Annotated in this window: 12 protein-coding genes; 6 read left to right on the top strand and 6 right to left on the bottom strand. The window is 39.8% G+C overall.

The features are described from left to right. Window positions 1-57 precede the first annotated feature (57 nt). The gene (locus tag J7R12_RS03040) at window positions 58-801 is read right to left on the bottom strand and encodes a L,D-transpeptidase (protein WP_126603624.1); all 744 of its coding nucleotides are present in this window, start codon (window positions 799-801) and stop codon (window positions 58-60) included. 283 nt (window positions 802-1,084) lie between these two features. On the opposite strand from J7R12_RS03040, the gene ychF reads away from it, so the two are divergent. After that, the gene (gene ychF / locus J7R12_RS03035) at window positions 1,085-2,188 is read left to right on the top strand and encodes a redox-regulated ATPase YchF (protein ID WP_126603625.1); all 1,104 of its coding nucleotides are present in this window, start codon (window positions 1,085-1,087) and stop codon (window positions 2,186-2,188) included. Between the two features lie 135 nt (window positions 2,189-2,323). On the opposite strand, the gene J7R12_RS03030 is transcribed toward ychF, so the two are convergent. From J7R12_RS03030 to petA, 4 genes are all read right to left on the bottom strand, one after another. Continuing rightward, window positions 2,324-2,764, bottom strand: a complete 441-nt coding sequence (locus tag J7R12_RS03030) for a PRC-barrel domain-containing protein (RefSeq protein WP_126603626.1) — start codon at window positions 2,762-2,764, stop codon at window positions 2,324-2,326. A gap of 110 nt (window positions 2,765-2,874) precedes the next feature. Then, the gene (locus J7R12_RS03025) at window positions 2,875-3,753 is read right to left on the bottom strand and encodes a cytochrome c1 (protein WP_126603627.1); all 879 of its coding nucleotides are present in this window, start codon (window positions 3,751-3,753) and stop codon (window positions 2,875-2,877) included. Next, window positions 3,747-5,003 carry a cytochrome b gene (locus tag J7R12_RS03020; RefSeq protein ID WP_126603628.1) on the bottom strand — a complete coding sequence of 419 codons (1,257 nt, stop codon included), beginning with the start codon at window positions 5,001-5,003 and terminating at the stop codon, window positions 3,747-3,749. The genes J7R12_RS03025 and J7R12_RS03020 overlap by 7 nt, the downstream gene beginning before the upstream one ends. A 4-nt stretch (window positions 5,004-5,007) precedes the next feature. Continuing rightward, entirely contained in the window at window positions 5,008-5,556 is a 549-nt protein-coding gene (gene petA / locus J7R12_RS03015) for a ubiquinol-cytochrome c reductase iron-sulfur subunit (RefSeq protein WP_126603629.1), read from the bottom strand. A 780-nt stretch (window positions 5,557-6,336) separates the two neighbouring features. On the opposite strand from petA, the gene J7R12_RS03010 reads away from it, so the two are divergent. Further along, on the top strand, window positions 6,337-6,813 hold the full coding sequence (locus J7R12_RS03010; RefSeq protein ID WP_126603630.1) for a tRNA (cytidine(34)-2'-O)-methyltransferase: 477 nt from the start codon (window positions 6,337-6,339) through the stop codon (window positions 6,811-6,813). A 306-nt stretch (window positions 6,814-7,119) separates the two neighbouring features. On the opposite strand, the gene J7R12_RS03005 is transcribed toward J7R12_RS03010, so the two are convergent. Then, complete coding sequence (locus tag J7R12_RS03005; RefSeq protein WP_126603631.1) at window positions 7,120-8,373, bottom strand: CCA tRNA nucleotidyltransferase; 1,254 nt, start codon at window positions 8,371-8,373, stop codon at window positions 7,120-7,122. 238 nt (window positions 8,374-8,611) lie between these two features. Between J7R12_RS03005 and J7R12_RS03000 the strand changes: the two genes are divergently transcribed. Genes J7R12_RS03000 through J7R12_RS02985 form a run of 4 tightly spaced genes read left to right on the top strand, consistent with a single transcriptional unit; the run spans window position 8,612 to window position 15,452 of the window. After that, a complete protein-coding gene (locus J7R12_RS03000; protein ID WP_126603632.1) occupies window positions 8,612-9,643 on the top strand; it encodes an AAA family ATPase in 1,032 nt (343 codons plus the stop codon). After that, window positions 9,644-10,555: a DUF58 domain-containing protein gene (locus J7R12_RS02995; RefSeq protein WP_126603633.1), complete on the top strand. Its 912-nt coding sequence runs from the start codon at window positions 9,644-9,646 to the stop codon at window positions 10,553-10,555. It abuts the gene before it with no gap. Further along, window positions 10,552-13,359, top strand: a complete 2,808-nt coding sequence (locus tag J7R12_RS02990; RefSeq protein WP_126603634.1) for a DUF4159 domain-containing protein — start codon at window positions 10,552-10,554, stop codon at window positions 13,357-13,359. The genes J7R12_RS02995 and J7R12_RS02990 overlap by 4 nt, the downstream gene beginning before the upstream one ends. Continuing rightward, the gene (locus tag J7R12_RS02985) at window positions 13,356-15,452 is read left to right on the top strand and encodes a hypothetical protein (protein WP_126603635.1); all 2,097 of its coding nucleotides are present in this window, start codon (window positions 13,356-13,358) and stop codon (window positions 15,450-15,452) included. Before J7R12_RS02990 ends, J7R12_RS02985 begins: the two co-directional genes overlap by 4 nt. The last annotated feature ends 45 nt before the right edge of the window (window positions 15,453-15,497 follow it).

Below are 15,497 nucleotides of genomic sequence, written 5' to 3'. Positions count from 1 at the left end.
AGAGCATAGCGCAAAAAAACAAAAACCATTAAATGATGTTACGCATCCTGCTTGGAATTAAAAAAATCCATCTGGATTAATAGTAGACTGTAGCGGATCATACATATTTGATTGTTGACTTAAAACTCTGGATGCAGAGTCATTGCGTTGCAATACCACCACGCGCGCGCCAACAGGAACACGATCATAAAGATCAATGATATCTTGATTAAGCAAACGAATACATCCGCTTGAAATAGCACGACCAATTGACCATGACTCATGTGAACCATGAATACGGAAAAGTGTATCCTGTCCATTTTTGAAAAGATAAAGCGCTCGTGCACCCAATGGATTTTCAGCTCCTGGTGGCATTCCTTTCCCCAAATGACCATAACGTTCTGGTTCTCGCGCCATCATTGCTGCCGTAGGAGCCCAATTTGGCCACCGGCGCTTGCGCTGCACAACCCCCTCACCTTCAAATGCTAGTCCTTCTTTACCAACCCCAATACCGTAACGCAAAGCTTTTCCATTTTGACCAATAAGGTAAAGGAAACACTCCTGAGTATCTATAACCAATGTCCCAGGTGGATAAGACGTATAATAAAGCACTTCTTGGCGCCAAAACTTCGGATCAATAGTCGAAAGATCGATAGCAGGTAATAAGTAAGGCTCATTGGTTACAGGTCCGTACAAAGCCTGCATTTCTGCTGGAACATATCGAACTTGTTGAGAAGGAACAACCGACATATCTGAATGACGTGTAGCACATCCAACCAAAGCCAAAGGCACTGCAATTAAAAAAGCACAACGAGATAACACTCTTATATTTTCTCCAATTAATTCTTTATGCGGATTGGCATACTATGAAAAACTTAGCGTATTATTAACGTTAATTTGAAAATCCCTTATTATGAGAGAAAAAGCCTTTAAACATGATCAAAAAAGGCAAACGCCCTCTTTAACGTAGACTTTTTTCTTATCTACAGCAACAGGAGACTATGACTCTTCTTAAAATGTGCTATAAAAACGTCAAAGACACTTTATCTTGACCATAAAATCAATAAAAATCTTGATCATAAAATGAATAGAAAAGAAGACACTCATGGGTTTTAAATGCGGTATTGTGGGATTACCTAATGTTGGTAAATCAACTCTTTTTAATGCATTAACGAAAACAGCTACAGCACAAGCTGCTAATTATCCTTTTTGTACAATCGAACCCAATACCGGTGAAGTCGCTGTTCCAGATTCGCGAATGGAAAAAATTGCATCTATCGCTGGTTCAAAAGAAATCATTCCCACACGCATCAGTTTTGTTGATATTGCTGGACTTGTACGTGGCGCTTCAAAAGGCGAAGGTTTAGGCAATAAATTTTTAGCCAATATCCGTGAAGTTGATGCTATTATCCACGTTTTACGCTGTTTCCAAGATGATGATATTACCCATGTAGAAGGACGCATTGATCCTGTTTCTGATGCCACAACTGTTGACACAGAACTTATGCTTGCAGATCTTGAAAGCTTAGAGCGACGAATTATACAAATTCGTAAACGTGCAACGGGAAAAGATAAGGAAGCTCTCACAATTCTCCCTATGATGGAAGCAGCATTAAATCTATTGCAGAAAGGAAGCCCTGTCCGGTTACTCCTCAAAGAAATCTCTCCCGATGAACGTCGCATCCTCGATAATTTGAATCTTTTAACTTCCAAACCCGTACTTTATGTCTGCAATGTGAGCGAAAATGACGCTGCTCATGGAAATAGTTTTACCAAAATGGTTGAAAAAATGGCAATAGAGCAAAATGCTCAAAGCATTATCATTTCTGCTGCTATCGAAGCTGAAATCACCCAACTTAATGATGCAGAAGCCTCAGAATATCTTCATGCTCTAGAGCTCTTTGAACCGAGCCTCAATCGCCTCATTCGCGCTGGCTATTCTTTGCTTGACCTGATTACTTATTTCACCTGTGGACCTAAAGAAACACGAGCCTGGACAATTACGCGTGGTACTAAAGCTCCTCAAGCAGCTGGTGTGATCCATTCAGACTTTGAACGTGGCTTTATTCGCGCCCAAACTATCAGCTATGAGGATTATATTGCTCTGGGTGGAGAAAACGGCGCAAAAGAAGCTGGAAAAGCCCGCGATGAAGGTAAAGAATACATTGTACAAGACGGCGATATCATGCTGTTTAAACATAATACTTAAACCCCACCTCGTTTTAATATTTCATCTTGAAGAATATAACAATTTCATAGGGAAAACTTGTTGTATGACCATAAAAAAACAGTGCCGTCATATTATGGCAGCACTGTTCTGTCACGAGAGAATGGAAATACAAAATTAACGCGTCCAACGTCCTTCGTACTTAAATGTTGGAGCTTCTTTTAAAGAATCCTTTGTTGCATTGGTAATAAGCTTCCATTTACCATAATCATTTATCATCTGGATTGTTTCTGGAGAAATTACCACATAACTTTCTCCTATCCCGAGGAAACCACCAACAGCAATAACAAATCCCGCAATGTTGTTTTCACGCAAAATAATATCTTTTACTTCACCAATATTTTCATTTTCTATATTGTATATATTCGCACCAATAAGGCTTGAAGCAACAAAATCAGTTGCTAGAGGTGTAACATAACGCGCAGACATATCTGACCCCACCTGTACGATGCCCGTCGCAGAAATCATTTCTGGTTCAGAAGGTACTGCGAAAGACTGGGCATATGCACTAGAAACCATCAAAACTGACATAAGAGTAGTACATGCAATTTTCTTCATTTTAACATCTCCGTTTTCACTTTGCTTTTATTTTATAAAACTCAATGCATCATAAACAGATTTGTTCCCTACGCTCTTTCAAGATCAGTATCTCTAGCCTTTTCTCCTTTTCAGTCTTTTGTCCTCTCTCCCAATTTTTCTTCTAAACCACGCCAGATACGGACTTTTAAAATATAAACAAGCCCTCCCAGAATGATGAGAAATAAGATGACACGAAAACCGGTTTTTTTCCGAATTTCCATATGGGGATCAGCAGCCCACATTAAAAAAGCAGAGACATCGCGCGCATAATGTTCAACCGTTTCTGGTGTTCCATCCTCATAAGAAACAATACCATCACTCAATGCAGGTGCCATAGCTAAAGAACTCCCTGCAATGAAATAAGGATTATACCAATAACCCTCAGTAACTTTTGTGTTCTCTGGCGCCTTCTGATATCCTGTTAAAAGAGCTGTAATATAATCTGGACCAGCAGTATTATAATGAGTCAGCACATCAGAGATAACAGCAGGAAATGGCAAAGATATGGCGCGCGCACGTGCCATGAGTGATAAATCTGGAGGATAAGCACCATGAAGAATAAATCTTGCTTCTTCTTCATTAACAAAGGGAGAAGGAAAACTATCTGTTGCAACACCAGCGCGTTTAACAAATCTCCCTTCTCGATTAGGGCCATCGCTCACTTCATATTGTTTAGCAAAAGTCTGAATCTGTTTCTGATCATAGCCTAGCACTTTTAAATCACGAAAAGCCACATATTTCAGTCCATGGCAACTGGAGCAAACCTGTTTATAAACCTTTAACCCACGCCGCAGCTGTGCCTTATCATAAACTCCAAATGGTCCTGAAAAACTCCATTCTTGTTTTTTAGGAACCTGTAAAGGAAAGGAAACAAACTCTTCTTTCTTATCAGAGGTATGACTCGCAACACTCTGAAAATAAAAACTTATCATTGCGATAAAAATCAACCCAATAAAAGCATTCACCATAATTTATTTTTTCTCTGTTTCATATCTTCAGTAATTGAAGAAGGAAGAGAATGTCCCTTTTCAAAAGTCGGTAGAATTGGCAAAACAATCAAAAAGAATGTAAAATAATAAACTGTGGCCAATTGCGTCCATAAAAGAGTGCTGTCACTGATTTCTCTTGACCCAAGCCAACCAAGAAAAACGACATCAATAATGAATGCCCAAAAGAAAATCTTATAAAGAGGCCTATATCTTGCAGAGCATATTTTAGAGCGATCTAACCATGGAACAAAAATCAAAACGAAAACTGAACCAGCTAATATCACAACGCCCAAAAAAGTTGATGAAAGAGCACCAATACTAAAAGTTATAGCACGCAGCATTGCATAAAAAGGCAAAAAATACCACTCTGGTACCACACGAAGAGGAGCCCTTAAAGGATCAGCAACACTATAATTTTCAGCCTGTCCCATATAATCGGGCATATAAAACAAAAACCAAGAAAAAAAGATTAAAAAAACTATGATGGCAAAAATATCTTTGATAAGCGCATAAGGTGCAAAAGGAACAATTTCCTTCTCTGATTGTATTGCAAGACCGGCCGGATTACTCTGTCCAACTTGGTGAAGTGCCCAAATATGCAGCCCAACGAGAAAAAGCAAAACAAATGACAAAAAATAATGAAAAACATAAAAACGGTTCAACGTCGGTTGTCCTACGCTATAACCACCAAGAAATGCCTCATGCAACCATGTCCCCACCAAAGGAATAGCTTTTACAAGTCCAGCAACCACTGAAGCCGCAGAAACAGACACCATCCCCCAAACCAGCACATAACCAAAAAATGCTGTTGCCATCATGACTATATAGATACAAATGCCCGTGATCCAAACCATTTCTCGCATATTTTTATATGAACCATAATAAAGGCTACGTGCTAAATGGATATAAACAGCAATAAAAAAGAACGAAGATCCTACACAATGCCATGGACGAAAAAGCCAACCAAACTGCCCCTCACGTCTAAATCGTTCACCCGTTTCAAAAGCCAAATGAACATCTGGCACATAATGCAGCGCCAAGACAATACCGGTCAAAAGCTGTGATAAAAGCATAACGGTCAAAATACCGCCAAATGTATAAAAATAATTCAGGTTACGGGGTACCGGAAAAATAACAAATGCATTATAAAAAAAACGGGGAACAGGTAAACGCTTATCAAACCAACGGGCAACAGCATTTTTGGGAATATAGGGAGAAAATTTGGTCATTACCTTATCCTATTTTCAGCAAGGTATCAGAAAGAAATCGATAAGGTGGAATAGCTAAATTATAGTTAGCTGGCCCTGAGCGCACTCTTCCAGCTGTATCATAAACAGATCCATGACATGGACACAACCACCCTCCAAATTTCCCTGATTGTCCAAGTGTTACACAACCTAGATGCGTACAAAGATTAATAATAATAAGCCAATTCTCATGTCCCTCACCTGCTGAACGCGCGAAATCCGTCGCGTCTTCTTCACTTTCAAGATTAGGATTGCGTGCTTGACGATCTCTCAGAATACTCAATTCGGTATTACGCGCTTCAGCAATTTCTTTTGCAGTGCGATTGCGGATGACGACAGGCTGTCCACGCCACTTAACCGTCACCGACATGCCCTCTTCAATCCCCGAAAGATCCACCTCAACAGAAGAAGAAGCCAAAACGGCCTCATCTGGAGACAGCTGACGAATAAAAGGCCATGCAACGGCACCCAATCCAACCGCCCCTGTAAGACCTGTTAGCAAAAACAAAAAATCGCGCCTTGTTTGCTCACTCATTACCTTAACAAAAGAGCTCTTTCTTCAAAATACTCTTTTACTACACCCTCCTCCATTGCACAATCCCTGATCATTCAGTTCCCTAACCCATGAAAAAATCCCTTAAAAACTTTCTACTATTTTTGTGATCTGTCTTCTCTTAGAAAAAAATTATGACGCCCATTCGCAAAAATGCTGCTTACTCTGCCCTGTTTTTTCTACCTTCCGTCTTCATTTCCCTCAAATATAAAAGAATAATCAAATATATTCTCTACTACCACACTGATTATGAAGACTAGAAATTCTTTCAACTCAAACCACGTTCCAACCATCCATTCTCAACTCAAAAGTTTTTGTTCATAGGAAACAATTATACTCCCCTTTCACTACCAAACTTCTACAAACAAGACCTAAATTTTACATTCAATATAATGCTTTGTCGAAATCATAGAGTTTGGGTTCCATTGGTACGGATAAAGACGAATGCTTATTTTTAAGCGCTATTCCCCCACACGTTATTTTAATGACCAATAAAGTTATACAAAGAAAATAGCCCTGAATACTTTTAAAGAGAACGCGTTCTTGTAATGATTCATATCCCTATCGAAATGTATTACTTGTCGTTATCCTTCATTGATAACCATTCTGCACATCTCATCATAAACTTGGGAACGTAACTTTTTCCTAAAATCCAGAATAAAATGATCATTACACGCCCAAAAACCATGCTTCTGAATTATATTTTGAATAAGCAACAGAGCTTCTTTACAAACATAAAGAAAAAATCATACCATAGAGCATATGACACTTCACATCGCTCTTTTTCAACCTGATATTGCTGGTAACACGGGAACAATTTTGCGCCTTAGCGCTTGCTTTGGTTTACATGTACATATTATTGAACCAGCCGGCTTTAATTTGTCGGATCGCAACCTTAAGCGCGCAGGGTTGGATTATCTCGAATACGCTTCGCTAGAAAGACACATGGATTGGCAACATTTTATGCATAGCATGAAATACTGTAACCGTCGTCTTTTGCTTTTAAGCACAAAAGCACAAACATGCTATACACAAATATGCTACCAGAAAAATGATGTTTTACTTTTTGGTCGTGAGTCAGCAGGAGTTCCAGATTATGTTCATGAAGCTGTTGATGGTGCATTGAAAATTCCCATGCAACCTCATGCGCGCTCTTTAAATCTTGCAATGAGCGTAGCCATAACGACAGGGGAAGCACTTCGCCAAATTGGTTATTACGAAAAAAGAGAAACTTTATAAAAAGGACAAAAATCTTATTGCGTGATTCAATATATTGATAAAAATATCAATATTCTGTGGATAATAAACGGTTTTTAAAAGAGTGAAATCATCATATTTTTAGAATTTGAAAAGAGCATGAAAATCTTACACTTCTCAATTATGCTTCTAGAATAACAACAGAACGCTTTTATAAATCATCAGAAAAACTATGAAGAATATAATGGGCTTAGAATACTTCATCGCACCATTTCCACTACCAATACTCAAGACGCGACAAATCCCCCTCCTCTAAAAATAACAAAAGCTTCTTTATAAAAACCCATATTACACATTAATTTTTTCTAACAATGCATTACGATCCAATAAAAATCCACTTTCAATCCATATCCCTTCCAGCTCTTTGAGCTTTTTCCCCAAAAGCACCCCTTTAGACAAACCTTTCTCCATCAAATCCTTGCCATTAACAGGAAAAGTAGGAATCTGCCATTTTTGAGCAAGATAATAAAGCTTCGTATACTTTTCTGCTTTTTGCAAAGCCTCCTCTCCTTCTAGAACATCGACATGCGCTGCTGCCATCCGCAAGGATAATTGATCTAAAACTGGCTGACGACCATGAAAATAAATCAGTTTTTGCACCTCTCCCTCTGCACAGTTTTGGTGAATCATTTTTAACTCTGCCCATTCCTTTAATCGCGTTGTTTCCTTATGAGAGAGACGCAAACGCTGCGCCATTTCATGAAGGCGTATAGGATCAGGAGGAAGAAGACTTTCCAACCGTAACAATGGATCGATTTTCCAACCAAGAGCTTTTTCTGCTTTTACCAATGAGTGAATTGCATCAATGCCCCATTTTTCTGTTTCCGGAAAAATGCGTGTTAAAACTCCACTTTGCCTCATCCATAAAAGAGCACGTGTTGGATCTGAAGCAGTGAGAAGTTTTTTCATCTCTGCCCAAATACGCTCAGAGGAAAGTTTTTGTAGCCCCTCTTTTAAACTCACACATGCTTTTAATCCTTGCACATCAGGACGTCCTGCACCATACCAAGCAAAAAAGCGAAAAAACCGCAAAATACGTAAATAATCTTCACGAATACGATTTTCTGCAATACCTATAAAACGTACTGTTCGGCTGGCAATATCATTCAAACCTCCCACATCATCATAAAGGCGGCCAGCAGCATCACAATAAAGTGCATTAATCGTAAAATCCCGCCGTTCCGCATCTTTTTGCCAATCACGACCAAATGCCACTTTTGCATGACGACCATCCGTTTCAATATCACAGCGAAGCGTTGTTACCTCATAAGAACATGAAGGAGAAACCACTGTTACAGTACCAAATGCAATCCCTGTAGGAATAGCCTTAAATCCTGCTTCTTCTACACGCATTACAATCTGTTGTGGCAAACAGGTTGTGGCAATATCAATATCACTAATAGGCTGCCCTAACAGCTGATTGCGTACAGCACCACCGACAATACGGGCCTCTTCATCACCCAAAGACAAAACACGAAGAAGTGTTTGGATATCACTATGCTGTAACCATTTAACGTGTTTGAAATTTTGTCTTATATTCACCCTTTAACCTTTCAAAAAATTGCTCTCATTGCCTTAAACAGATATTCTCATGAGAATTTTCTAAGAAAGTCCTCAATATATCTGTTTATTTCCCCCCAAAAATGATCTGTATGTAGAGAATACGAAAAAACAATATATTACACTTCTTTTCTTCTCATTTTCTGCTACAAATTATAAAATATTTATTATCATGCAGAAAAAATTACCGATTTTGCGACAAACGCCTTAAGGAAGCAATATGAGCCAATGTGATACATCATCCAATTCTCTTAAAAAGGTCAATATCAAGGATGAAGCCCAAGCGATCATTGATGATATTGATGCAGCACATAAAGAATTGAACATTTTACAACAAGAAATTGACAAAGTCATTTTTGGACAAAATCATGTGATTGAATATGCTTTAATAGCTATTTTTGCCGGTGGACATGCTCTTCTTGTTGGTGCTCCAGGACTTGCTAAAACACGTCTTGTTCAAACTTTGGGAACAGTATTGGGACTTGATGAAAAACGCATCCAATTTACTCCAGATTTAATGCCTTCAGACATTATCGGTTCTGAAATTATGGATTCGGATAAAAGTGGTAAACGTTCCTTCCGCTACGTTAAAGGTCCTATTTTTACCCAACTTCTTATGGCAGATGAGATTAATCGTGCCTCTCCTCGAACGCAATCAGCTCTTTTACAAGCCATGCAAGAATACCATGTCACCGTTGCTGGGACCCGTTACGATTTGCCACAACCTTTTCATGTGCTTGCAACCCAAAATCCTCTCGAGCAGGAAGGGACCTATCCACTTCCTGAAGCACAGCTCGATCGCTTTTTGATGCAAATTGATATTGACTATCCTGATCTAACAACAGAACGACGGATTATTTTAGAAACAACAAAAGAAAAAAAACAAAACGCAAAACCGATTTTGTCAACAGAAAAACTACAAAAAATTCAAAAGATCGTTCGTAAAATGTCCCTTTCAGAAAATGTTGTAGAGGCCATTTTAAAGATTGTCCGTTTGGCCCGTCCTCATAAAGACAACACTCTTGCAAATACTTATGTTGCTTGGGGGCCTGGCCCACGCGCTTCACAAGCACTTTCACTTTGTGTGCGTGCGCGTGCACTTTATTATGGGCGTTTAGCGCCTTCTCTTGATGATGTTGAAGCATTAGCTCTTCCTGTATTACAACACCGCATGGCACTTAATTTTTCTGCACATGCTGAAGATATCAGCGTAAAAGATATTATTCATAATCTCATGAAAGACGTTCTCTAAATGGCTATTGGCAAAAAAGTTTCCCCAAAGCCCCCCATGTCACTTGCGGCTAAACTGCATGAAGATGTTGCGAAGATGCCGTCTTTTCTTCTACAAGCACGTCGCATTGCAAATACATTGATAACTGGATGGCATGGACAACGTAAACGGGGTAACGGGGAAAATTTTTGGCAATTTCGACCTTATGTTGAAGGGGAATCCATTACACGCATTGATTGGCGTCGCTCAGCACGTGATGAACATACTTACCTACGCGAAAATGAATGGCAAGTGACACAGACAGTTTGGCTTTGCCCTGATCAAAGTGCCTCCATGCATTATTGTTCACGCTTTTCCAAAATCTCTAAGGGTGATTATGCCATCATTCTTACCCTCATATTGGCATCCCTACTTACACATAGCGGCGAACATATTGCTATCCCTACTTTAATGCCCCCCACGAGAGCATCCAATATATTAGAACGCGTAGCGCTAGCATTAGCAAATCATCACAGTGAAAATCCATTTGCAAATTTTTCAACTCTTACGCGTTTTTCACACGCCATTCTAGTAAGTGACTTTCTCGATCATCCTGAAAAAATCATCAAACATTTAACCCTTTTATCCACAAAACAGATCACTGCTCATTTAATTGAAATTGCTGATCCCGCAGAAGAAAATTTTCCCTACACAGGTCATACAGAATTTTTTGATCCTGAAACAAAAGAAAAGCATATTTTTGGAAAAGCAGAAAATCTTCGTAAACACTATTGCAAACTGTATCAAGCAAGACGACAAGAATTAGCAAATTTTTGCGCACGCCAAGGATGGACCTATCACGTGAGTAGAACAAATCAACCCTTCACAGAAACCATTTTGCATCTTGCAAACAAAATGGGGAGCACTCCATCTCACTCTAGGAGGTTGTCTTGAGTTTTGCTGCTCCGTTTCTTTTACTAGGACTTTTATCGCTACCCGTCATTTGGTGGTTGTTACGGATAACACCTCCATCCCCGCATAAAGAACCCTTTCCTCCTTTGCGCTTTCTACCAAAACCAACGCATCAACAAGAAAGCGCAAAACATACACCTTGGTGGTTACTGTTATTACGCTTAACCATAGCAGCGCTCATTATCATCGCTTTGGCACGCCCCACTTGGAATCAAAAACCAATAACACTTTCCAGCTCTCAACCACTTGCACTCATTATTGATAACGGATGGGCATCAGTGAAAGAATGGAAAAAACGCCTCTCTGTTGCCGAATCCCTCCTTACGCAAGCAGAAAAGCACCAAAAAGATATTTATTTTCTTGCCACAGCTGAAAATGATACTGCCAATATAGGTCCTCTCCCTGCGAAAACCATAAAACAACATTTAATGCATTTGCAACCCCGTCCTTGGTCTGTCAATCGTATGGACGCATTAAAAAAACTGATGGAAAGAGCCAAAGGAAAACCTCTTGATATTGCATATTTAAGTGATGGGTTACAAACACACGAAAATGATGAAACTTTTGCGCTGATTGAACAATTAAACCCCAAAACATTCTTATGGTACTCACCTGATATTTCCGATTTAACCGCCATAACAGCCATAGAAAATAACAATGGAAACATGGTAGCACGCGCCATCCGTTCAACGACACACAACGAGACTCCCATCACACTAAATCTTTATGATGCAAATAATCAACTTCTTGATCATTTTACAACAAAATTCCTTGAAGGAGAAACAACAACGCTTGTTCCGTTTAATGTACCACTTGAACTACGCAACGACATTGCTTGGATAAAAATTAACAACCAAAACCATGCTGCTGCGACCTTCTTAGTGGACAGCCACAATAAGATGAGTCGTGTTGCTCTCCTTTCACCCAATACGCGTGAAATGGCACAACCTTTGCTTTCTCCATTTTACTATATTATCAAAGCGTTAGAAGGCTATACACAGCTTATAACAGCTGGAGGAGGAGAACTTTCAACGGATCTCGATCATTTACTCAAACAAAATCCTTCTGCTATCATTATAGGTGACATTATAAACATGTCAGAAGAAGCAGAAAAAAAACTGTCTGATTTTGTGAATAAAGGGGGAACACTCATCCGCTTTGCAGGAGAAAACCTGAGTACCGCACAACACTATGATAGTCTGCTTCCGGTGCCACTGCGTTATGGTAAACGTTCACTTGGTAGTATTATGTCTTGGACAAAACCGCAAAAACTAGCACCATTTGCAAAGACTAGCATATTCTCTGATCTTCCTTTTCCAGAAGAAGTCACTGTCTCACGCCAAATTTTAGCAGAACCAAGCCCAGATCTTTTTGAAAAAACGTGGCTTAGTCTCTCTGATGGAACCCCCCTCATTACAGCAACTGGACGTGGAAAAGGAACACTCATCCTTATTCACATTGCTCCCGATCCCACATGGTCCAATCTTCCACTCTCTGGTTTTTTTGCACAAATGTTGCAAAAATTGATCACATTGAGTGCCTATCAAAACACCAATCCAACACCCATAAAAAAAGAAACAACAATAAAAAACCCTTGGCGAACAATAACCACTGATGGACAATTACAAACACCTCCCTCTTCTGTTGTTCCACTGATCCTTGATGCCCAAAATCCACCTCGTCCCTCCTATCATACTCCACCTGGACTCTACGGCGTCAAAAATAATTTTTATGCACTCAATCTCCTCAATCATCCATCGCACTTGGTGAAACAATCACTATTGTCCCCCTCCTTAAGTGGAAATCCTTTATCTTATGACACAAAAGAAAAACATCTTATTGGTCCACTTTTAGGATTAGCCATCTTATTATTTGCCTTTGACAATTTTCTGACTTTATGGATGGGAGGCGCTTTTTTTCTTAACCGACAGCGCAATATGCTCCTTTTTCTCCCCCTTACAATAGGTTTCCTTGCCTTTTTTCTCCATACTCCAAGAGTTTATGCAAAAGACACAGAAAATCATAATGAGGACATAATTCAAGCAGCGGGCGCGACGCATCTTGCTTACGTTGTAACGCATAATCGTGAAATTGATACAACGAGCAAGAATGGTCTAGAAGCCCTCAGTCAATTTATCGCGGAACGGACAATGCTTTCGCCCAGCTCTGTGAAAGCACTTGATCTCGATAAAGATGAACTTGCTTTCTATCCTCTGATTTACTGGCCCATTGATGCGAACAGTCCTCTCCCAACACAAAAGAGCCTTGAAAAAATAAATAGCTTTATGAAAAATGGAGGCACTATTTTATTCGACACACGCGATCAGATAAAGAGCAACCTTAATCTTGAAGGAGCAGCCCCCCCAGCCACACAAAGATTACGGATCATTTTAAAGGGATTAAATATTCCAGCCCTTGAACCAGCATCAACGGACCATGTTGTTGCACGCTCTTTTTATATTATGCCGGATTTTCCCGGTCTCTACCGTGGTTCACCTTTGTGGGTTGAATCATCATCAACCAACAAAAAAGAAAAAAATTCTCTCGGCTTCGGTGATAATGTAAGTTCTCTCCTGATTACCGCAAATAATTTTGCGGCGGCTTGGGCTCTAGACGAAAAAGGCATGTGGAAATACCCCCTTGTTCCCAATGACCCCATGCAGCGCCTATGGGCATTTCGTGCAGGATTAAATATTGTTATCTACGTGCTTACAGGAAACTATAAAGCTGACCAAGTTCATGTTCCAGCTCTCTTAGAACGTTTTAAAAGAGAAAGAAGGCAATGATACCATTTTTCACTTTGCAGCCTTTTTTACCTCTCTCTTGGATTCTTTTCTTAGGGGGGATATCTACCCTTTTTGTCATCATTGGTCTCGTTACACAGCGTCAAGGATCTTTATTACGCCTCATGGCATTGGCATCACTCATCCTTGCTTTGCTGAATCCAATGATTATAAAAGAGCAGCGTGAACCACTTAAAAGCACCGTAGGCATTGTCATTGATCGCAGCAAAAGCCAAACATTTGGTACACGTACAAACGATACTGATAAAGCACGCACACAATTAACCAATGCATTGGCACATTATCCACAATTTGAACCACGCTTTATTGAAGCTGGACAACTTGCCGATCATCAATACGCCCCCTCAACAAATTTGTTTCATGCTTTAACACAAGCTATCTCTGACGTCCCACCGACACGTTATGCAGGAACAATTTTGATCACCGATGGACAAGTGCATGACATTTCTCAAATTTCAGACCTTCATCATAAAGCACCTGTCAATGCTCTTATAACAGGAAGAGCAAATGAATTTGACCGCCAAATCAAAATCATTTCTCCTCCTCGCTTTGCCCTTGTCAATAAACCACAAATGCTCTCCATTTTGGTAGAAGATAAAGGGCACCCTCAAGAATCTCTACCAGCGCAAGCAAATGTTACTGTAAGCATCAATGGACAAGAAGTGGGCCATTATTCTGTAACCCCTGGTATTATTTTTCAAACTGAAATCACTCTTTCTCATGCTGAAAAAAATATCATTCAAGTTGCTACTGATGTACATAAAGGTGAATTAAGCTTTGAAAACAACCGCGCCGTAGCGATTATTGAGGGAATCAGAGAAAACTTACGTGTCCTTCTTATCTCAGGCGCGCCTTACAATGGTGAAAGGACATGGCGTGATCTTTTGAAAGGTGACTCCAATATCGATCTTATTCATTTTACTATTTTGCGCCCCCCCAACAAAGCAGACAATACACCATCAAGCCAATTGTCCCTTGTGATCTTTCCCACAAGAAAGCTTTTTGTTGAAGAGATTGATAATTTTGATCTCGTCATTCTTGATGGCTACCAACATTCTAGCGTTCTCCCATTAATCTATTATGATTATATTGCCCAATATGTCCAAAAGGGCGGTGCTTTGCTGATAGTAACAGGACCCGAATTTACCAAAGAAAACTCGCTGGCGAAAACACCTTTAATCAGTGTCCTCCCCGCATTACCGAATGGTGTTATTCTCCAAAAGTCTTTTCGCCCTCAATTAACCAAAGAGGGGGAACGTCATCCCGTTACAAGAGATCTTGCAACTCCTGCTTATCCAGCTTCTCAGTGGGGACAATGGCTACGACAAATCGCCATTCAAAACCCACACAAAGGCACTGCTCTCATGAAAGGCGCTGACGAACAACCACTCTTACTTCTTTCCCATGTTGGGAAAGGGCGTGTAGGCATGCTGCTTTCCGATGAAAGCTGGCTTTGGGCAAGAGGTTTCGAAGGTGGTGGCCCTTATGCAGCTCTTTATCGCCGCATTGCCCATTGGCTTATGAAAGAGCCAGAACTTGAAGAGGAAAAATTAACTGCTACCAGCAACCATAATCTCTTAGCAATTCGCCGCCAAACACTCAAAGATCATCCAGAGCCAGCTGAAATAACTTTTCCTTCTGGAAAAAAAGAAAATATCATCCTTACAAAAGAGCAGGAAGGCGTCTTTACAGCAACTCTTCATACGGATGAAACAGGAATTTTTACCATCCAAAATGGTGAGTTAACAGTACTTTCTTCTGTCGGGATAGTTGATAATCTCGAATTGTTTGATTTAATTTCCACACAAGAAAAACTCGCTCCCATCAGTAAACACACGGGAGGATATACCGTGCGTTTACACAACAAAGAAAAAGATGACTTTCATCTTCCTCCACTTAAAATTATTCAATCACAAACAGATCGAACATTTTCTCCCGCTCATTCAATTGTTCTAAAAGACGCAACGGAAAGCCGTTTAATCGATCGTTTCTATTTTGCGATCTTTTCTGGTTTTTTTGCGCTCATTTGTTGTCTTCTATTCTTGAACAGCATGTGGTATCGTGAAAGCCGTTAAGAAGCCTTAAGAATTTATGCTATAATCTTATAATATAGCATATCT

This window comes from Bartonella vinsonii subsp. vinsonii, from assembly GCF_902825235.1.
GTDB classification, from domain to species: Bacteria; Pseudomonadota; Alphaproteobacteria; order Rhizobiales; family Rhizobiaceae; genus Bartonella; species Bartonella vinsonii.
Note: the sequence above shows the minus strand (reverse complement) of the source record. Positions and strands in the feature narration are given on the sequence as shown.

What these genes read in the sequence shown, in the direction of transcription:
- J7R12_RS03010 (WP_126603630.1), top strand. Translation starts at nt 6,337, where the DNA reads ATGACACTTCACATCGCTCTTTTTCAACCTGATATTGCTGGTAACACG.
- petA (WP_126603629.1), bottom strand. Translation starts at nt 5,556, where the DNA reads ATGAGTGAGCAAACAAGGCGCGATTTTTTGTTTTTGCTAACAGGTCTT.
- J7R12_RS03020 (WP_126603628.1), bottom strand. Translation starts at nt 5,003, where the DNA reads ATGACCAAATTTTCTCCCTATATTCCCAAAAATGCTGTTGCCCGTTGG.
- J7R12_RS03030 (WP_126603626.1), bottom strand. Translation starts at nt 2,764, where the DNA reads ATGAAGAAAATTGCATGTACTACTCTTATGTCAGTTTTGATGGTTTCT.
- J7R12_RS02995 (WP_126603633.1), top strand. Translation starts at nt 9,644, where the DNA reads ATGGCTATTGGCAAAAAAGTTTCCCCAAAGCCCCCCATGTCACTTGCG.
- J7R12_RS03000 (WP_126603632.1), top strand. Translation starts at nt 8,612, where the DNA reads ATGAGCCAATGTGATACATCATCCAATTCTCTTAAAAAGGTCAATATC.
- ychF (WP_126603625.1), top strand. Translation starts at nt 1,085, where the DNA reads ATGGGTTTTAAATGCGGTATTGTGGGATTACCTAATGTTGGTAAATCA.
- J7R12_RS02985 (WP_126603635.1), top strand. Translation starts at nt 13,356, where the DNA reads ATGATACCATTTTTCACTTTGCAGCCTTTTTTACCTCTCTCTTGGATT.
- J7R12_RS03025 (WP_126603627.1), bottom strand. Translation starts at nt 3,753, where the DNA reads ATGGTGAATGCTTTTATTGGGTTGATTTTTATCGCAATGATAAGTTTT.